At 73.6% G+C, this 18,802-nt stretch carries 18 protein-coding genes; 14 read left to right on the top strand and 4 right to left on the bottom strand.

Annotation, left to right across the window (positions count from 1 at the left end; translation table 11 throughout):
- Positions 1 to 67: 67 nt before the first annotated feature.
- The 6 genes from ACSMHG_RS00750 (at position 68) to ACSMHG_RS00725 (ending at position 6,408) form a co-directional block, all read left to right on the top strand.
- Positions 68 to 2,944: an aconitate hydratase gene (locus tag ACSMHG_RS00750; protein WP_435741413.1), complete on the top strand. Its 2,877-nt coding sequence runs from the start codon at positions 68 to 70 to the stop codon at positions 2,942 to 2,944.
- 157 nt (positions 2,945 to 3,101) lie between these two features.
- Positions 3,102 to 4,484, top strand: a complete 1,383-nt coding sequence (locus tag ACSMHG_RS00745; protein WP_435741412.1) for a hypothetical protein — start codon at positions 3,102 to 3,104, stop codon at positions 4,482 to 4,484.
- Complete coding sequence (locus ACSMHG_RS00740; protein WP_435741411.1) at positions 4,471 to 4,977, top strand: SigE family RNA polymerase sigma factor; 507 nt, start codon at positions 4,471 to 4,473, stop codon at positions 4,975 to 4,977. Before ACSMHG_RS00745 ends, ACSMHG_RS00740 begins: the two co-directional genes overlap by 14 nt.
- Entirely contained in the window at positions 4,974 to 5,288 is a 315-nt protein-coding gene (locus ACSMHG_RS00735; RefSeq protein ID WP_435741410.1) for a thiamine-binding protein, read from the top strand. Before ACSMHG_RS00740 ends, ACSMHG_RS00735 begins: the two co-directional genes overlap by 4 nt.
- The gene (locus ACSMHG_RS00730; protein WP_435741409.1) at positions 5,285 to 5,965 is read left to right on the top strand and encodes a thioredoxin-like domain-containing protein; all 681 of its coding nucleotides are present in this window, start codon (positions 5,285 to 5,287) and stop codon (positions 5,963 to 5,965) included. Before ACSMHG_RS00735 ends, ACSMHG_RS00730 begins: the two co-directional genes overlap by 4 nt.
- Before the next feature lie 38 nt (positions 5,966 to 6,003).
- Positions 6,004 to 6,408 carry a secondary thiamine-phosphate synthase enzyme YjbQ gene (locus ACSMHG_RS00725; protein WP_435741408.1) on the top strand — a complete coding sequence of 135 codons (405 nt, stop codon included), beginning with the start codon at positions 6,004 to 6,006 and terminating at the stop codon, positions 6,406 to 6,408.
- Here the strand turns inward: ACSMHG_RS00725 and ACSMHG_RS00720 are convergent.
- Together ACSMHG_RS00720 and ACSMHG_RS00715 are read right to left on the bottom strand one after the other, a co-directional pair.
- A complete protein-coding gene (locus ACSMHG_RS00720; RefSeq protein WP_435741407.1) occupies positions 6,389 to 7,129 on the bottom strand; it encodes a hypothetical protein in 741 nt (246 codons plus the stop codon). The two genes, ACSMHG_RS00725 and ACSMHG_RS00720, sit on opposite strands and share 20 nt — an antisense overlap.
- A 72-nt stretch (positions 7,130 to 7,201) precedes the next feature.
- A complete protein-coding gene (locus ACSMHG_RS00715; protein WP_435741406.1) occupies positions 7,202 to 8,266 on the bottom strand; it encodes a glycosyl hydrolase family 18 protein in 1,065 nt (354 codons plus the stop codon).
- Between the two features lie 91 nt (positions 8,267 to 8,357).
- Here ACSMHG_RS00715 and ACSMHG_RS00710 point away from each other — a divergent pair, with 91 nt between their 5' ends.
- From ACSMHG_RS00710 to ACSMHG_RS00695, 4 genes are read left to right on the top strand one after another with little or no spacing between them, the layout of a single operon-like run.
- Positions 8,358 to 8,795: an NUDIX domain-containing protein gene (locus tag ACSMHG_RS00710; protein WP_435741405.1), complete on the top strand. Its 438-nt coding sequence runs from the start codon at positions 8,358 to 8,360 to the stop codon at positions 8,793 to 8,795.
- Entirely contained in the window at positions 8,792 to 9,736 is a 945-nt protein-coding gene (locus tag ACSMHG_RS00705; protein WP_435741404.1) for an SMP-30/gluconolactonase/LRE family protein, read from the top strand. The genes ACSMHG_RS00710 and ACSMHG_RS00705 overlap by 4 nt, the downstream gene beginning before the upstream one ends.
- A gap of 18 nt (positions 9,737 to 9,754) precedes the next feature.
- Positions 9,755 to 11,659 (top strand): 1-deoxy-D-xylulose-5-phosphate synthase, encoded by a 1,905-nt coding sequence (dxs, locus tag ACSMHG_RS00700; protein ID WP_435741403.1) that lies wholly within the window; start codon positions 9,755 to 9,757, stop codon positions 11,657 to 11,659.
- Complete coding sequence (locus tag ACSMHG_RS00695) at positions 11,640 to 13,067, top strand: hypothetical protein (RefSeq protein WP_435741402.1); 1,428 nt, start codon at positions 11,640 to 11,642, stop codon at positions 13,065 to 13,067. The genes dxs and ACSMHG_RS00695 overlap by 20 nt, the downstream gene beginning before the upstream one ends.
- On the opposite strand, the gene ACSMHG_RS00690 is transcribed toward ACSMHG_RS00695, so the two are convergent.
- Positions 13,013 to 13,390, bottom strand: a complete 378-nt coding sequence (locus tag ACSMHG_RS00690; RefSeq protein ID WP_435741400.1) for a PLDc N-terminal domain-containing protein — start codon at positions 13,388 to 13,390, stop codon at positions 13,013 to 13,015. The genes ACSMHG_RS00695 and ACSMHG_RS00690 overlap by 55 nt on opposite strands.
- A gap of 7 nt (positions 13,391 to 13,397) precedes the next feature.
- Positions 13,398 to 14,036, bottom strand: a complete 639-nt coding sequence (locus tag ACSMHG_RS00685) for a hypothetical protein (RefSeq protein ID WP_435741398.1) — start codon at positions 14,034 to 14,036, stop codon at positions 13,398 to 13,400.
- Between the two features lie 133 nt (positions 14,037 to 14,169).
- Here ACSMHG_RS00685 and ACSMHG_RS00680 point away from each other — a divergent pair, with 133 nt between their 5' ends.
- From ACSMHG_RS00680 to ACSMHG_RS00665, 4 genes are read left to right on the top strand one after another with little or no spacing between them, the layout of a single operon-like run.
- Positions 14,170 to 16,257, top strand: coding sequence for a sensor histidine kinase (locus ACSMHG_RS00680; RefSeq protein WP_435741396.1), 2,088 nt, complete (start codon positions 14,170 to 14,172; stop codon positions 16,255 to 16,257).
- The gene (locus tag ACSMHG_RS00675) at positions 16,254 to 16,979 is read left to right on the top strand and encodes a response regulator (protein ID WP_435741395.1); all 726 of its coding nucleotides are present in this window, start codon (positions 16,254 to 16,256) and stop codon (positions 16,977 to 16,979) included. Before ACSMHG_RS00680 ends, ACSMHG_RS00675 begins: the two co-directional genes overlap by 4 nt.
- Positions 16,980 to 16,988: 9 nt before the next feature.
- The gene (locus ACSMHG_RS00670; protein ID WP_435741394.1) at positions 16,989 to 17,948 is read left to right on the top strand and encodes a PAC2 family protein; all 960 of its coding nucleotides are present in this window, start codon (positions 16,989 to 16,991) and stop codon (positions 17,946 to 17,948) included.
- A complete protein-coding gene (locus ACSMHG_RS00665) occupies positions 17,948 to 18,799 on the top strand; it encodes an acyl-CoA thioesterase (RefSeq protein ID WP_435741393.1) in 852 nt (283 codons plus the stop codon). Before ACSMHG_RS00670 ends, ACSMHG_RS00665 begins: the two co-directional genes overlap by 1 nt.
- Positions 18,800 to 18,802: the final 3 nt, after the last annotated feature.

Genomic DNA, 18,802 nt, shown 5'->3' with positions numbered 1-18,802 from the left:
GCGGCAAGATGGCAAGGACCGGACGCACAGCGATCGCGCACCACGGACGTCACGAGGAGAGTCAGCAGTGGCCAGTCAGGACAGCTTCGGTGCCAAGAGCACCCTGGACGTGGACGGACAGTCCTACGAGATCTACCGCCTCGACGCGGTGACGGGGGAGGGCCTGGACGTCGAGACGCTGCCCTTCAGCCTCAAGGTCCTGCTCGAGAACCTCCTGCGCACCGAGGACGGCGCCGACATCACCGCCGACGACATCAAGGCGCTCGCCGGCTGGGACGCGGACGCGCACCCGGACAAGGAGATCCAGTTCACGCCGGCGCGCGTGATCATGCAGGACTTCACCGGCGTGCCCTGCGTCGTCGACCTCGCCACCATGCGCGAGGCGATGGCCGACCTCGGCGGCGACCCGTCGCGGATCAACCCGCTGGCGCCGGCCGAGATGGTCATCGACCACTCGGTCATCGCCGACGTCTTCGGCACGCCCGAGTCGTTCGAGCGCAACGTCGAGATCGAGTACGAGCGCAACCGCGAGCGGTACCAGTTCCTCCGCTGGGGCCAGGGCGCCTTCGACGACTTCAAGGTCGTCCCCCCGGGCACGGGCATCGTCCACCAGGTCAACATCGAGCACCTCGCGCGCACCGTCATGGTCCGCGAGGCCGAGAGCGGTGTGAAGGTGGCGTACCCCGACACCTGCGTCGGCACCGACTCCCACACCACGATGGTCAACGGCATCGGCGTGGTCGGCTGGGGCGTGGGCGGCATCGAGGCCGAGGCCGCGATGCTCGGCCAGCCCGTCTCCATGCTCATCCCGCGGGTGGTCGGCTTCAAGCTCAACGGTGACCTGCCCGAGGGCTCGACCGCCACCGACCTGGTGCTCACGATCACCGAGATGCTGCGCGAGCACGGCGTGGTCGGCAAGTTCGTCGAGTTCTACGGCCCCGGCGTCTCCGCGCTCCCGCTGGCCAACCGGGCCACGATCGGCAACATGAGCCCCGAGTTCGGCTCCACGATCGCGGTCTTCCCGATCGACGAGCAGACCCTCGAGTACCTCGAGCTCACCGGCCGCCCCCAGGAGCAGCTGAAGCTGGTCGAGGCCTACGCCAAGGAGCAGGGCCTCTGGCACGACCCGGACGCCGAGCCGCGCTACTCCGAGAAGCTCGAGCTCGACCTCTCCACCGTCGTCCCCTCGCTCGCGGGACCGAAGCGTCCGCAGGACCGCGTCGCCCTCGCCGACGCAGCCGAGGCCTTCCGCATCGCCCTGGCCGAGTACGTCAGCGACGACGAGACCGGCACCGAGGACCGCAAGCCGGGCGTGCCGGGGAACAAGCAGCCCTACGGCGTCAACACCGGCGCCGACGAGGCCTCGGCCGAGTCCTTCCCGTCCTCGGACCCGCCGGCGACCAACGGCAACGGTGACGGCCACGACGGTGCCGCGGCACCGGCCGACTGGCACTCCGCTGCGGCCAAGGCCGAGGGCCGCCCGAGCAACCCGGTCAAGGTCACCCTCGAGGACGGCACCGAGTTCGAGCTCGACCACGGGGCGGTCGCGATCGCGGCGATCACGTCCTGCACCAACACCTCGAACCCGTCGGTGATGATCGGCGCGGCGCTGCTGGCCAAGAACGCCGTCGAGAAGGGCCTGCAGCGCAAGCCGTGGGTCAAGACCACGCTGGCGCCCGGCTCGCAGGTGGTCTCCGACTACTACGAGCGCGCCGGCCTCACGCCGTACCTCGACAAGCTGGGCTTCAACCTCGTCGGCTACGGCTGCACCACCTGCATCGGCAACTCGGGCCCGCTCATCCCCGAGGTCAGCGCCGCGGTCCAGGAGAAGGACCTCGCCGTCGTCTCGGTGCTCTCGGGCAACCGGAACTTCGAGGGTCGGATCAACCCCGACGTGAAGATGAACTACCTCGCGTCCCCGCCGCTGGTCGTCGCCTACGCGCTGGCCGGCTCCATGGACGTCGACCTGTTCAACGACCCGCTGGGCCAGGACAGCGACGGCAACGACGTCTACATGAGGGACATCTGGCCCTCCCCGCAGGAGGTCGAGCGGGTCATCGGCGAGTCCATCTCGTCGGACATGTTCGACTCTTCCTACTCCGACGTCTTCGCCGGCGACGAGCGCTGGCGCTCGCTGTCGACGCCCGAGGGCGACACGTTCGCCTGGGACCCGGAGTCGACCTACGTCCGCAAGCCTCCCTACTTCGACGGCATGCCCGACGAGCCGGAGCCCGTCACCGACATCGAGGGCGCGCGCGTCCTGCTGAAGCTCGGTGACTCGGTCACCACCGACCACATCAGCCCGGCCGGCGCCATCAAGAAGGACTCCCCGGCGGGCACCTACCTCGCCGAGCACGGCGTGCAGCAGCGGGACTTCAACTCCTACGGCTCGCGCCGCGGCAACCACGAGGTGATGATCCGGGGCACCTTCGCCAACATCCGGCTGCGCAACCAGCTGGCGCCGGGCACCGAGGGCGGGTTCACCCGCGACTTCACCAACGGTGGCGAGGTGACGACGGTCTTCGAGGCCTCGGAGAACTACCTCGCGGCGGGCACCCCGCTGGTCGTCCTCGCGGGCAAGGAGTACGGCTCCGGGTCCTCGCGCGACTGGGCCGCCAAGGGCACCTCGCTGCTGGGTGTCAAGGCTGTGATCGCCGAGTCCTACGAGCGCATCCACCGCTCGAACCTGATCGGCATGGGCGTCATCCCGCTGCAGTTCCCCGAGGGTGAGAGCGCCGAGTCGCTCGGCCTCACCGGCGAGGAGGAGTTCTCCATCACCGGCATCACCGAGCTCAACGAGGGCCGCACGCCGAAGACCGTGAAGGTCAAGGCAGGCGACACCGAGTTCGACGCGGTGGTCCGCATCGACACCCCGGGCGAGGCGAACTACTACCGCAACGGCGGCATCATGCAGTACGTCCTGCGCAACCTCCGCAAGGCCTGATCCAGACCTCGAGGACCGCCTCGGACGGCCCGCCACCTCTGGGTGGCGGGCCGTTCCGCGTCCCGGGTCGTCGTCCGGAGGAAGTTTCCGCGGACCGACCCCTCCGCCTGGGGTGCTCGAGGCGTGGTGAGGGGGAGAGCCCGACGGAGGAGACGCGATGAGCACGTTGCACGACCGGCTGGTGGACCTGGCGGGGGAGGCCGGCGCCGCCGTCGACGGGCGTGGCGCCGTTCCCGGCTCGGCGCTGTGGGCCCGGGGGCGGAGGTACGCCCGTCGGCGTCGGGCGCTCGCGGTGGCCGCCGTGGTCGCCGTGGTGGCCGGCAGCGGGACCCTCGCCCTCGCCGTGGCGCCGGACGTCACAGGCGACCGGCCGGCGCCGGTCAGCCCCGTGCCCCTCGACGAGGCGGTCCTGCCGGACCGGCTCGGCGACCCGCCAGCCTGGTTGCTCGGGACCGACGAGGCCGGCCTGCCGGGTCGTCTCTCGGCGATCGTCGGCGGCGAGCGGGGCACGTGGACGGGGCCGGAGCGCGCGCTGGCGGGCGTCTCCGCAGCCGACGGGTCCCTGGTCTGGCTGGACCTCCCCGCTGACGCCGTGCCGGGGGTCTCACCCGGCGGGTTCAGCCAGCTCTCCCCGGACGGTCGGCGGGTGGTCTTCTGGACGACGGGGGAGACCGGCGGGCTCCCCGCCAGCCGGGACGAGGAGCCGGTGACCGGCGTGGCGGTGTGGGACGCCGCCACGGGGGAGGTGGTGCGGCACGACATCCCGACCGAGCACGGGCTGCATCAGCACAGTCTCGGCTGGGTGGACGAGGAGACCGTCGTCCTGCACTACGGCCACATCGTCGGCGGCTACGACGACATCCACCGGTCCTCTAGCAGCAGAGGACGGCCGCCGGAGGTGTGGGTCCCGGGCTCCACGCCGGAACGGCTGCAGCGGTGGTCGTCCTCGGGGTGGCTCGCAGGAGCCGCCGACGGCCGCCTTGTCGTCGGGGGAGGACCCACGGACGGTAGCTACCGGTGGACTGACACCCGGGGTCGGCGGCTCACGCCGTGGCTGCAGCTCGAGCCCATGGGCAGCGGCTCGGTCGCGGTGAGCGACGACCTCGGCGCCGTCGCCTCGCTGCCCGGCAACCGGAACCCAGCGCCGCTGGCCGTCGGCGACGTGGCGCAGGTCGCGGCGCGCGGCCGGTCCGCTCTCCGCCCGGTCGCCGGCGGCGAGCGGACCTCACAGATGCTGGGGTGGCTGGACGAGTCGACCGTGGCCGCGGTGCGCTGGCGCACCCGTGATGGCATCGCCGGCCCCATCGACCTGGTGCGCCACGACGTGCGCTCAGGATCGGTGGAGCGGGTGACGACGTTCCCGGCGCACACCGGTGGCGGCTCCGACGTCCACTTCGCCGAGGAGCTCCTCACCGCGCCGTCGGTGGAGCCGCCGGAGCCGCAGACCCGCACCGACCCGCGGCTGCTGACCGGCGCGGGCCTCGCCCTGGTCCTTGCCGCGCTCGGTGTGCTGCTGTGGAGGCGCCATGCCCGCCCCTGACCACGTCGGCTTCGAGGAGTACGTCGCGGCCCGGCGGCCGGCCCTGCTGCGCACGGCGTACCTCCTCACCGGCGACCACGACGACGCCGAGGACCTGGTCCAGGTCGCGCTGGTCAAGGTGGTCCCGCACTGGCGCCGGATCGCCGACCACCCCGAGCCCTACGTCCGCCGCGTCCTGGCGCGCGAGAGCGTCTCGCGGTGGCGTCGTCGGCGGTGGCGCGAGGTCAGCACCGCCGAGGTGCCCGAGGTCTCGGGGGCGCAGGACGATCCCGGCGACCGTGAGGCGCTACGGGTGGCGCTGGGCCGGCTCGCGCCGCGGCAGCGGGCGGTCATCGTGCTGCGCTACTACGAGGACCTCACCGAGCGGCAGACCGCGGAGGCGCTCGGCATCGCGGTGGGCACGGTGAAGTCCCAGGCCCGCGACGCCCTGGCCCGGCTGCGTGCGCTGGTCCCCGTCGAGGAGGACGAGGCCACGGCTACCGTGGGGCCATGATCGTCGCGTTCAGCATCAGCCCCACGACCGGTGACGAGACGGGGGGCGTCTCCGAGGCGGTGGCCGCCGCCGTCCGGGTGGTCCGCGAGTCCGGGCTGCCCCACGAGACGAACGCGATGTTCACCAACATCGAGGGGGAGTGGGACGAGGTGATGGCCGTGGTCAAGCGTGCGGTCGACGTCGTCGCCGAGGTGTCCCCGCGCGTGGGCCTGGTGCTCAAGGCCGACATCCGCCCGGGCCACACCGGTGAGCTGACCGGCAAGGTGGAGCGGGTCGAGCGGCTGCTCGGCGGGTCCGAGGGCCAGGAGTGAGCGAGTCGGACGACCCGCTCCCGACTGCTGCCCCGGACCCCGCCCCGGCGGATCCTGCCCCAGCCGCGGACCCCACCGGGCCGCCGCCGCGACGCGACCGGTCCTCGGCCGTGGTCCTGGCCGTCCTCGGCGCGGCCGCGGTGCTCCTCCTCGCGATCGGCCTGCCCGTCGCCGTCGGACAGATGCGCGCCGACGACGCTGCCGAGGTGGCCCGCAACCTGGACGCCGTCGTGAGCTACGAGGCCCTCAGCACGCAGCACACCCAGGGCGACGTCACCTACCCGGCCGTGCCGCCCGCCGGTGGCCCCCACGACCCGGTGTGGCTGGACTGCGGCGTCTACGACGAGCCGGTCCGCGAGGAGAACGCCGTCCACGACCTCGAGCACGGCACCGTCTGGATCACCCACGACCCGGACCTGCCCGCCGACGACGTCGAGCGCCTGGCCGAGCAGCTGCCGCAGAACGGCATCCTCTCGCCGTACCCGGGCCTCGGCGCGCCGGTGGTCGTCACCGTCTGGGGTCGCCAGCTCGCGCTCGTGGGCGCGGACGACCCGCGGCTGGAGCTCTTCATCGAGCGGTACGGCGACGGCGGCACCGCGCCGGAGCCGTTCGCCTCCTGTGCCGGCGGCACTCCGGACCCGCAGGGCGAAGCACCCGAGCCAGGCTCGCCGGTCTGACGCCCCGCGGCGCCCACGGCTCCGGCAGCATCGGACCCATGGACACCGAGACCAGGACCTTCCGTACCGGCGACCGCGACACGGTCCTCGACCTCACCCGTGACTGCGCGGGCTTCGTCTCCGGCCGCGGTGACGGCCTGCTGCACCTGTTCGTGCCCCACGCGACCGCCGGGCTGGCGATCCTCGAGACCGGGTCGGGCAGCGACGACGACCTGCTCGCGGCGCTGGCCGACCTGCTCCCCGCCGACGACCGGTGGCAGCACCAGCACGGGACGCCGGGCCACGGCCGCTCGCACGTGATGCCGGCCCTCGTGCCGCCGTACGCGTCGGTGCCGGTCCTCGGCGGCGAGCTGGCGCTGGGGACCTGGCAGAGCATCTGCCTGGTCGACCTGAACGTCGACAACCACGAGCGGCAGGTGCGGCTCAGCTTCCTCGGCGGCTGAGCGGGCCGTCCCTGGTGACCCGCCGACGCCCGAACAGCCGGCGCAGGTCGTGGCCCTTGGCCAGCCACGACACCCCGAACGCCCAGACCGCGACGACCTCGCCCAGGTAGAGCGAGGTCAGCCAGCCGATGTCGAGCGGCAGCAGGAAGCCCAGCCCGGCCCACGCGACGGCCGCCAGGATCACCGCGCCGCAGACCTGGTGGATGAGCACGCGACCGCCACGGCGCCGGTCGCGGTGGGCGAAGACGAAGGCCTGTCCCGCGAGGCTGAGCACGAACACGGCGGCGCACACGAAGTGGGCTGCCGAGACGACGTCCTCACCCAGCCGTAGCTGAAGCGGAGTCGCGGCGACGCCGACGTCGTCCGGCCGCGCGGTCGGCAGCAGCGCCACGCCCAGCGCGGCGACGCCGGCCACCGAGCTGAGCCAGTGGTCCCAGGTGTCGCGCCGCCCGGAGAGATAGGTCATCAGCAGGACGCCGGTCACGCAGAGCGTGCCGACGAACAGGTCGCGCGCCCCGGAGTGGTAGTACGCCGACAGCGAGCCGCGGGCCGTGATCGGCTCGCGGAGGAAGGCGGCGTCGAGGAGCAGGAGCGCGATCGGCAGGCAGATGCCGACCAGGCCGACGACCGTGCGGATCAGCAGGTAGGAGCGGGCGAACAGCACCCGCGGGTCGGCGCGGTCGCCGAGGTCGTCGGGCCGCTCGAACGAGTCGGTCGTCAACTGCACAGGATCCTCCCGGTGGACCCGCCGAGCCTACGGAGAGTCACCGACGCTCCGGACGCCTCGGACGACTCAGACCAGCGGGTCCGCCGATCCGAGCCGCCACAGCGCGCGGCCGTGCAGGCCGAGATCCCGGGCGAGCTCCTCGCGGAGGCGGAAGGACCGGCCGTCGGCCCACCACAGGACGGTGCCGTCGGAGAGCCGGGCGCGCCACTCGCCGGCACCCGCCTTCCACACGGCTCGGGCGCCGTCCTCCGCCACCAGCCTGCGGGCGCCGCGCACGGTGACGCTCCGGCCGGTGCCGTCGCTGGGCCAGGTGTAGCCGTAGCCGGCGACCCCCAGGTCGACCTTCGCCGCGGGCACCTCCGTCAGCACCGCCTCGACCACCGTGCGCTGCCAGTCGAGCGGTCCGACCGGGCCGGGGCCCGACCAGGTCGGGCCGTGCCGGTCGTAGGCCATGACCACGACGACGTCCGCGACCCGGCCGATCGCGCCGATCCGGAAGCCCCGGTCGCGGTAGCCGGCGGCGGTCGGCGAGGGCTGGACGTCGACGGTCACGGTGCGGTCCGCGGGCATGCGTGCCTGGAGCTCGCGCAGCAGGAGCACCAGACCCCGGCCGTCCGCGCGCGAGAGCGACTCGAGGTCGACGGTGATCCCGTCCCAGCCCTGGCGACGCACGATGCCGGCCAGCCGCTGCGCCACCGTGCGCACCCGGCTCTCGTGCCGCAGCAGGCGCCGCGCCGCCCGGCTGTCGAAGCCGCCCAGCGCGTTGCTGTAGTTGCTCACCAGCAGCTCGGCCCGCAGCCCGTGCTGGTGCGCGCGCCGGAGCTGGCGGGTGAGCGCGCCCGGCCAGCGCACGTCACGCCCGTCGGAGGTGATCGGCACCGACGCGACGCCGAGCGCCGCGAGCGCCGGGGCGTTCTCCTCGATGACCGCCGCGGTTGTGCTGGCGAGCACGTAGCCGGTGGTCGGCAACGGCCGCTGGTCGGCGGCCGGGACGGTGGTGGCGGGGGCGGCCGACGCGGTCAGGGGCGCGGTGAGGGACACGGTGAGGGACACGGTGAGGGACACGGTGAGGGACACGGTGAGGGACATGGCGAGGGACGCAGCGAGGCCTCGGCGGGCGCGGGGGATCACCGGGCGAGTCTGTCAGTGGGAATGCCCCTGGGTCGGTCGGATGACGCAGATCGCCGCTGTGCTCCTCGGCACCGGCCGCTACCGTCCGACCATGACCGACCAGCCGACCCGTTTCGCCGGTGTGCTGCTCGTCGACCGCCGCGGCTGGCTGCTGCTCCAGGAGCGCGACGAGCACCCCGTGATCGACCCCGAGTGCTGGGGCCTCCCCGGCGGGCACGTCGAGGAGGGCGAGGCCTACGGGCCGGCGGCCCGACGCGAGCTCGCCGAGGAGACGGGCGTCCGGCTGGCGGACGGGGACCTGCGGAGGTGGCGCACCTTCGCGGTCGCCCACCCGTCGTTCGGGACGGGGGAGATGGACGTCTACGTCGCGGCGGTCGACCTCACCGACGCCGACATCACCTGCGGCGAGGGCCGCCGGATCGTCTTCGTCGACCCGGCCGAAGTGCCGACGCTGCCGCTCACCGGATCCGCGCGCGACATCCTCCCGGCGTTCCTCGCCAGCGACCTCTACCGCACCATGTGTCCATGAGCACACCTGCGCGCGGCACCGCCCCGACCGTCGTCCCTGTCCCCGGCCACGGCGCCGAGGACGTCGTCGTCCTCACCTCCGGACCGCACGAGGGGTCGGTGCTCACGGGCACCGACGACGGCAGCATCTTCCGGGTCGCTGCGGACGGCGCCCGGGTCGAGAAGGTCGCCGACACCGGCGGGCGCCCGCTGGGCCTGGAGCTCGACGGCGACGGGCGGCTGCTGGTCTGCGACGCGCGGCGGGGCCTGCTCCGCGTGGACCTCGCCACCGGCCGGGTCGAGACCGTCACCGACCGGGTGCACGGGGCCCCGATGGTCTTCTGCAACAACGCCGCGGTCGCGAGCGACGGCACGGTGTGGTTCTCCGACTCCTCCACCCAGTTCGGGATCGACCGCTGGAAGGACGACTTCATCCGCAACACCCGCACCGGCCGGCTGCTGCGGCTCGACCCGGACGGCACCGTGACGGTCGTGCTCGACGGGCTCGCGTTCGCCAACGGCGTGGCGCTGAGCGCGAGCGAGGACTTCGTGTGCGTCGCCGAGACCGGCGCGCGCACCGTCGTACGCCGCTGGCTCACCGGGGACCGCGCCGGCATGCGGGACCTGCTCTGCCAGAACCTGCCGGGCTACCCCGACAACATCGCCCGCGGCAGCGACGGGCTCATCTGGGTGACCATCGCGAGCCCGCGCGACCCCGTCGTGGAGCGGCTCCAGTCCGCGCCGATGCCGGTGCGCAAGCTGACCACCCGGATCCCCGAGCGGCTGCAGCCGAAGCCGGCTCGCACGGTGCGCGTGCAGGCCTACGACGAGACCGGCCGCCTGGTCCACGACCTCGACCTGCCCGGCGAGGGCTACCACATGGTCACCGGAGTCCGTGAGCACGAGGGTCGGGTCTGGATGGGAAGCCTGCACGAGTCCGCGATCGCCGTGCACGACCTGTGACGTCCTAGACTCGACGGCATGTCGCTCCTCGACTCGATCACCGGTCCGCGGGACCTCCGCGGGCTCTCCGCCGAGGAGCTGGAGACCCTGTGCGCCGAGATCCGCGACCTGCTCGTGCAGACGTGCTCGCGCATCGGCGGCCACCTCGGCCCCAACCTCGGCGTCGTCGAGCTGACCCTCGCCATCCACCGGGTCTTCGACAGCCCGCGTGACCGCATCGTGCTCGACACCGGCCACCAGTCCTACGTGCACAAGATCCTGACCGGGCGTGCGCGGCAGTTCGACGGCCTCCGCAAGGAGGGCGGCCTGTCGGGCTACCCGAGCCAGGCGGAGTCCGAGCACGACCTGGTCGAGAACTCCCATGCCTCCACGGCGCTGTCCTACGCCGACGGCATCGCGAAGGCGTTCGCCATCCGGGGCGAGGACCGGCACACCGTCGCGGTCATCGGCGACGGCGCGCTCACCGGCGGCATGGCCTGGGAGGCGCTCAACAACATCGCCATCGCCAAGGACAGCAAGCTGGTCATCGTCGTCAACGACAACGGCCGGTCATACACGCCGACCATCGGTGGCCTGGCGAACGCGCTGACCACGCTGCGCACCAACCCGCGATACGAGCAGGTCCTCGACCTGGTCAAGAAGCGCCTGCAGGCGGTCCCCGGCGTCGGCAGCACGACGTACGACGCCCTGCACGCGATGAAGAAGGGGCTCAAGGACGCCCTGGCGCCGCAGGGGCTCTTCGAGGACCTCGGGCTGAAGTACGTCGGCCCCGTCGACGGGCACGACCGCGCCGCGATGGAGCAGGCGCTCCTCCAGGCCAAGCGGTTCGGCGGACCGGTCATCGTGCACGCGCTGACCCGCAAGGGGTTCGGGTACGACGCCGCGGAGCGCCACGAGGCCGACCAGTTCCACTCGCCGCAGCCCTTCGACATCGAGACCGGCGAGGAGCGGGCCCGCGGCCGGATCTGGACCGACGTCTTCGCCGACGAGATCGTCCACATCGGCCAGCGGCGCAAGGACGTCGTGGCCCTCACCGCGGCGATGATGCACCCGGTGGGGCTCGACCACTTCCAGGCGCGGTTCCCGGAGCGGACCTTCGACGTCGGCATCGCCGAGCAGCACGCCGCGACGTCGGCCGCGGGGCTGGCCATCGGCGGCCTGCACCCGGTCGTGGCCGTCTACGCGACGTTCCTCAACCGCGCCTTCGACCAGGTCCTCATGGACTGCGCGCTGCACCGCTGCGGCGTCACCTTCGTGCTCGATCGTGCCGGGGTCACCGGCGACGACGGCGCCTCGCACAACGGCATGTGGGACATGTCGGTCCTCCAGGTCGTCCCGGGGCTCCGGCTGGCGGCCCCGCGCGACGCGGCCCGGCTGCGCGAGCTGCTCAACGAGGCCGTGGACGTCGAGGACGCCCCCACCGTCGTGCGCTTCCCGAAGGGCCCGCCGCCCGAGGACGTCGAGGCGGTCGGCAAGGCCGGCGGCGCCGACGTGCTGGTGCGCAAGGGGACCAAGGACGTGCTCGTGGTCGCGGTCGGGTCGATGAACGAGGTCGCGCTCGGCGTCGCCGACCGGCTGGTCGCCCAGGGGATCGGCGTCACCGTCGTGGACCCGCGCTGGGTCAAGCCGGTCGACCCCGCGATCGTGGAGCTGGCCCGGGAGCACCGGCTGGTCCTCTCGGTCGAGGACAACGGCGTCGTCGGCGGCTGCGGCGCGGTGCTGCTGCAGACCCTCGTCGAGGCCGGGGTCACCACGCCGGTGCGGCTCCGGGGCATCCCGCAGGAGTTCCTGCAGCACGCGAAGCGGGCCGCGATCCTCGAGCGCGTCGGGCTCACGGCGCAGGCGCTCGCGCTCGACGTCGTCGAGTACATGACCTCGCTCGACGACGGTCGTTCACCCATTGATGTCGATCACCAGGTCTGAGCCGCCTCACCCCTCACGCAGCTCCGCGCGCGCGGCCACGCTGGGGGTCCTGCTCGCCCTGGTGGTCTGGCTCCTCCCGGCCTGCTCGCTGCTCGGTGACGACAGCGACCCCGTCGCGGACCCGGCGGGGGCGACCGTCGGCCTCCCCGCGCCGCCGGACGTGGTGGCCTCGCTGGAGCGCGCGCTGGACCGCCGCGCGCGGGCGGTCCGCGCGGGGGACCGGCGGGCCTTCACCGCCGGCCTGGCGCGGGAGCCCCGCGTGCGGCGGGCGCAGTCGACGTACTTCGACAACATGGTGCAGCTGCCGCTGGCCCGGTTCGACTACGCCTTCGACCCGCGCGACGTCGAGCGCCGCGGCGACGCCTACTGGGTGGTGGTCCAGGTCGAGACCCAGCTCGCCGGGTACGACGCACGGCCGGTGGTCTCGCTCGACCGGTACCGGTTCCGCCCGGCCCGCAAGCGGCCCGCCCGGATGCTGCTCACCTCGGTCACCGACCGCGGCTGGGAGGAGGAGCACCGGCCGCGCGTCCAGCCCTGGGACCTCGGCCCGGTCCAGGTGCGGGGTGGCTACGGGGTGCTGGGCGTCTTCGACGCAGGCAGCCTGGGCGAGGCGCCGGCGATCATCGCCTCCGTCGAGCGCGGGATCGCCGATGTGTCCGCGGCCGTCCCGTTGGACTGGCGGCGGACCGTGGTGGTCTACGCCCTGTCCTCCACGGACTTCCTGGAGCGGCTCGAGGACCTCCCCGGCGGCAGCCCGGAGCGGCTCGACGGCGTCGCGTTCCCGGTCCCCGCAGGACCACGCGCCGAGGGCGTCGCCGCCACCCGGTTCGCCCTCCACCCCCGGATGCTGGCGCGCAGCGGCGCGGAGCGCGACCGCCTCGTCCGTCACGAGCTGGTCCACGTCGCCCTCGGGGAGCGCGACGACCGCGTGCCGGTGTGGCTGAGCGAGGGCATCGCCGAGTACGTCTCGGTGCGACCGATCCCGCGCCAGGACCGGCTGGTCGGAGCGGCCGCGCTCGACGCCGCGCTGCGCGGGGTCGACGACCTGCCCAGCGATGCGTCGTTCCTCGAGGCGGGAGAGGCCCCCGTCGTCGGCTACGGGCTGTCCTGGTGGATCTGCGAGTACCTCGCGTCGTCCTTCGGCGAGGCGACCCTGTGGACCCTGCTGGAGGAGCTGAACGGCCGTGACGTCGACACCGAGGCGCGCCTCGAGGAGCTCGTCGGACTCACGGGGCGCGAGCTGGCCCGCAGGGCCGCCCGCGCGATGATCGCGACGTTCGCGCCGGAGCGGCTGCCGCCGACCGCGCCGTCCAGCCTGCCGGAGGACCTGTCCGAGGAGGTGGCGGGCGACGGTCAGGTGGCCGAGCCGTCCGGCTCCTCCGACCGGCGGCGGCGCTCGGCGTCGTAGCGGCGGCGCTGCTCCTCCGCGCGCTCGCGCACCTGTCGCAGGAACGCCTCGTCGGCCTCCGGGTCACTGGCCGCCATCCGCCCCGGCCGCTCGTACTCGGGGAAGCCGGGCGCCGCTCCCTGCGGACGGGTCAGCGCAGGACCGCCCTGGGGACGCCCGGCCACGAGCCAGGCGATCGACCCGACGAGCGGGAAGAGGAGCACCAGGACGACCCAGGCGACCTTGGGCAGGTTGCGCACCCGGTCCTCGCGCGTACCGATCGAGTCCACCAGGCAGTAGGCCCACAGGATGAACACCACGACGGCCGGGAGCACTCTGATCACCGCAGGATCATGCCCGATCGGTCTCCTTCGCCGCCACGATTCGTCCGAGGACGCCGTACCCGAGGGTGAGGTGGAGGAAGGACACGACGGTCGCGGCGCCCTCGCCCAGGACGACCATCGTCGGCATCACGACGACCAGCCAGCTCTCGGCGAGCAGCGGCCAGTAACGGGCGCGACCCTGCCACCGGCCGGCCACGGCGACCCGGACGCCGATGAGGAACATGCCGAGCATCGACAGCGGCCAGTTCATGTCGAGCAGGAGCCAGCCGAGCTGGTCCATGTCGGTCAGGCCCGCGGCGTCGCCGGCGGTGGAGAGCATGGCCAGCGCCACCAGGGCCATCTCGACCCGGACGAGCGCCCGGGCGAGCCGGCCGGAGCCGAGGGCGCCGGTGCGCAGGACGACGCTCAGCAGGGCGAGCAGGCCGGCCTGGAACAGCAGGGCCGTGAGGGAGTAGGCCAGGTTGGGGACCAGCGCGTCGTGGTCGACGTTCACGCCCACGGCCAGCTGGGCGATGCCCCAGCTGACCGCGCCGGCGCTGAGCAGGAGTCCGTGCCGACGGAAGGGCCGGGTCGGGGACGCCGAGGTGCCGCGGGGCGACCGGACGTCGGAGCGGGCAAGGGCGGGGGTCTGCGAGATCATGTCCATGCCGGGAGCCTCCGCCGCCCGCCGTCCCGGGCAGCAGGGCCCGGCGTCCCGTCGGCCGACCCGTCGGCGCGTCCCGCCGCCTCGGGACGCTGATCCCGGGACGGCGGGACGCATGGAGCGCGATGATCTGTGCGTGCGCCGCACCCTGCCCGTCCCCGTCACCGTGGCTGTCCCCGTCACCGTGGCTGTCCCCGTCACCGTGGCTGTCCCCGTCACCTTGGTTGTCCTCAGCGTCGGTGCGCTGGTCGCCACGCTCGTCCTCGACCTCGCGAGCACGGCGGCCGAGCGTCGCGCGGCGATGATGGGCTGGGGGACCTTCTCGGCGTCGGTCGGGTTGCTGCTGGTGGCGTGCGCCGTACCGGTCGTCGCTCGCCACGTGCGGCACCCCGTCGGCTGGGTGATGGCCCTGACCGGGCTGCTCTGGGGGTACGACGGGGTCGCCGAGTCCTGGGCGGCCCGAGGGCTGGCGGCCTCGCCGGACCTGCCGCTGACCGGCTTCTCGGTCTGGGTCGTCGCGCAGCTGGGCGCGTCGCTGCTGCTGTGCCTCCCGCTCCTGCTCGTGCTCTACCCCACTGGCCGGCTGATGCCGGGTGCCTGGCGTGCCGTGAGCGTCGTCGCCCTCGCGATGGCCCTCGCCATGCCACTGCTGCTGGCGTTCGCGCCGATGTCGCGCGTGGGGGACAACGGGCTCCCCGTGGCCACGGGCATGCCCGAGCTGCCGATGTCGGAGCAGACCTTCCTCGCCGTCCTCACGGTCGCGCGCACCGTGACCCTGCTCTCGGTGCCGCTCGCGCTCGCCGTCCTCTTCGCGCGTCAGCGCCGCGCCGACGGGCTGGAACGGGCCCAGGTCCGCTGGTTGCTGTGGGCCGCCGTCATGTGCGTGCTGTTCACCCTCGCGGCCCTCGTCGCGCCGAACGGGCCCGTCACCACCGTCGCGCTCGTGGCGTCCCTGGCCGTGACTGGGGTGTCCGTCGTGATCGGCATCCTGCGTCCCGACCTCACCGACGTCGACGCCCTGATGGGCGGCACGCTGGTCTACGCCCTCGTCGCCGCCTGCGTCATCGCTCTCGACGTCGTGCTCGTCGCCGGGATCGACGCCGTCCTGGGGGAGCGGCTCGACCAGCGGCAGGTCACCCTGCTGGTCCTCCTGGTGGCGGTCGCGGCGTACGGGCCCCTGCGCACGTGGGCGGTCGCCGCCGTCCGGAGGCTGCTCGTCGGCCGGAGAGGCGATCGGTACGACGTCGTCGTCGGCCTGGCCGCGCAGCTCGAGGGGTCCCCGGACGTCCGCACGCAGCTGCCGGCGCTGGCCGGCGCGGTGGCGCACGCCTTCAAGCTCAGGTTCGTCCGGGTCGAGGTGATCGGGCACGGCGGGGGAACCCACAGCGCCACCCACGGCACGGAGCCCGCTGCGACGCGGGAGGTCCCGATCCGGTACGGCACCGAGGACGTCGGCCGCCTGGTGCTGCCCGCCCGCGGCGTGCGGTCGATGCTGAGCCGCCGCGACCAGGAGCTGCTGTTCGACGTCGTGCGGCAGGCGGCGATGGCGGTGCGCAGCGCTCGCCTCGCCGAGGACCTGCAGGCCAGCCGTGAGCGGCTGGTGCTCGACCGGGAGGAGGATCGGCGGCGCATCCGCCGCGACCTGCACGACGGGCTGGGCCCCGTGCTCGGTGGAGTCGCCATGCGCCTCGACGCCGCCTCGAACTCGATGGAGACCGATCCGTCGGCCGCGCGCACGATGGTCGCCCAGTCGCGCCAGGACATCACCGAGGCGCTCGCCGACGTCCGCCGGCTGGTGCACGGCCTGCGCCCACCGGCACTCGACGACCTCGGGCTGCTCGACGCCCTCCGCCAGCAGGTCGACCGGACGCGCGACCGGCTCGACGTCGGACTGGAGGCGGTCGACGTGCCGGTGCTGCCGGCGGCGGTGGAGGTCGCGGCGTACCGCATCGCCTCCGAGGCACTCACGAACGTCGTCCGGCACGCCGGTGCCGCTCGCGCGTGCCTGCGCCTGGTCGGCCAGCCGGGGCAGCTGCTCGTCGAGGTCACCGACGACGGCACGGGGATCGACCCGGCCGTGACCGCTGGTGTGGGGCTGCGGTCGATCCGCGAACGCGCCGCGGAGCTCGGTGGGCGCACCGAGATCGTGTGCCCCGCCTCCGGCGGCACCCGCGTCCGCGCCTGGCTGCCCGTCAGCCGCTCGAGCAGCGAGGAGAGCCCATGACCGAGCCCACCGCCGAGCCCACCGCCGAGCCCACCGCCGAGCCCACCGCCGAGCCTGTCGACGGCCCGCCCGTCCGCGTGCTCATCGCTGACGACCACCCGGTCTTCCGGGACGGCCTCGCCTCCCTGTTGAGCACCCAGCCGGGCATCGTCGTCGTCGCGCGCGCCGCCGACGGTCTCGCCGCCGTCGAGGACGCGCTGGTGCACCGACCCGATGTAGTGGTGATGGACCTGCAGATGCCGGGGATGAACGGCATCGAGGCCACCCGACGCCTCGCCGCGGAGCTTCCCGGCACCAGGGTCCTGGTCTTCACCATGGGCGAGGAGGACGGCACCGTCCTGGCCGCCATGCGCGCCGGGGCCCGGGGCTACCTCGTCAAGGGCGCGAGCCAGGAGGAGGTGCGCCGCGCCATCTCCACGGTCCACGCCGGAGGGCTCGTCTTCGGGGCCAGCCTCGCCCTGCGCATCGCCGAGCTGCTCTCCGGTGCGCCGACCCCGAGCCGGTCCGCCTTCCCGCAGCTGACCGAGCGCGAGCTCGAGATCCTCGACCTCGTGGCGGCAGGTCGGAACAACGCACAGATCGCCCAGCACCTGTACCTGTCGCCGAAGACGGTGCGCAACAACGTCTCCACCATCCTCGCGAAGCTGCAGGCGACGGACCGGGCCGCGGCCATCATCCGCGCCCGCGAGGCTGGTCTCGGGGCCGGTGACCTGCGCCGTTAGGCTGCTCCGGTGACCTCTGACGCCCGCCTCGTGCACATCGTCGACGACGTGCCCGAGCTCGACGGCGCCGCTGACGTGACGATGGTGCTGGTGCTCGACGGCTTCCTCGACGCCGGGAACGCCGCCGCGCGCGCCGCCCAGCACCTCGTCGACCTCTCCGACGGTCCGCTCAGCGGCGGCAAGGTCGTGGCGACCTTCGACGTCGACCAGTTCCACGACTACCGCGCGCGCCGGCCGGCGGTCTCCTTCGTCCGCGACCACTACGAGCAGTACGACGCCCCGCGGCTGGTCGTGCGGCTGCTGCACGACACCGGCGGCACGCCGTACCTGCTGCTGCACGGGCCGGAGCCCGACAACCGCTGGGAGGCCTTCGCCCGCGCGGTCCGCGAGGTCGTCGAGCGCCTCGGCGTCAGCCGGGTGGTCTCCATGGGCTCGGTACCGATGGCCGTCCCGCACACCCGACCGATCGCGGTCACCCACCACGCCAACGACCACGCGGCCCCGGTCGGCCAGAGCCCGTGGCGCGGGGAGCTGCGGGTGCCGAGCAGCGCCCAGGCGCTGCTGGAGATCCGGCTGGGGGAGTGGGGCCACGCCGCGCTCGGCTTCGTCGCGCACATCCCGCACTACCTCGCGCAGCTCGACTACCCGAAGGCCGCGGCGGTGCTCCTCGAGCAGGTCGAGCTCGCCGGCCGGCTGACCATCGACCTCTCCGGGCTGCGCGCGGAGGCCGAGGACCGCGAGGTCGAGATCGGCCGCTACCTCGCCACCAACGAGGAGGTCGCCGACGTGGTGGCCGCCCTCGAGCGCCAGTACGACGCCTTCGAGCGCGCCGAGGAGTCCGGCAGCAACCTGCTGGCCGCCGACGAGCCGCTGCCCAGCGGGGAGGAGCTCGGCCAGCAGTTCGAGCAGTTCCTCGCGCAGCTCGACGACGACCCGAAGAACGACCCCCGAGACGACGAGAACGGCTGATGCCCCGCAACGCCGCCGAGCTGGTCGAGCTGCTCGACCTCGAGACCATCGACACCAACCTCTTCCGCGGGGCCCGCGCGGAGTCGGCCCTGCCGCGGGTCTTCGGCGGCCAGGCGGCCGCGCAGGCGGTGGTGGCCGCCGGCCGCACCGTCGACCCGTCGTACCTGCTCCACTCGCTGCACTCCTACTTCCTGCAGCCGGGGGACACCTCGGCGCCGATCATCTACGACGTGGAGACCGTGCGCGACGGGCGCTCGTTCGCGACCCGGCGGGTGCTGGGGCGCCAGCACGGCCGGCCGATCTACGCGCTCACCGCCGACTTCCACCGCGCCGAGGACGGGTGGGAGCACGAGCGGACCGCCCCGGTCGTCCCTCCGCCGGAGGAGGCGATCGACCCGCGTGCGCACCTGCCGCGGCGCGAGGGCGACGACGAGTTCGACGTGATGGACCTGCGCTACGTCGGCAGCACCCTGGACGGGATGCTCGAGCCCGACGCCACCGGCACCGGCCGGCAGCGCGTGTGGCTGCGGGTCTCCGACCGGCTGCCCGACGACCCGTTCCTCCACGTCGCCGCGTTCACCTACTTCTCGGACATGACCTTGATGGGCGCGGCCCTGGCGCCGCACGGCATCCGGATCGGTGGCCGGGAGGCGATGGTGGCCTCGCTGGACCACACGATCTGGTTCCACCGCCCGTTCCGGGCCGACGAGTGGTGGCTCTACGACCAGGAGTCGCCGTGGGCCGGCGCCGGCCGCGGACTGGTCCACGCCCGGGTGCACATCACGGACGGCCGGCTGGTGGCGTCCGTGGCGCAGGAGGCGCTGCTGCGCAAGGCCCGGGATAAGGCGTAAGGG

It is taken from the genome of Nocardioides ureilyticus (assembly GCF_051280745.1).
In the GTDB taxonomy this organism is placed as follows: domain Bacteria; phylum Actinomycetota; class Actinomycetes; order Propionibacteriales; family Nocardioidaceae; genus Nocardioides.
Note: the sequence above shows the minus strand (reverse complement) of the source record. Positions and strands in the feature narration are given on the sequence as shown.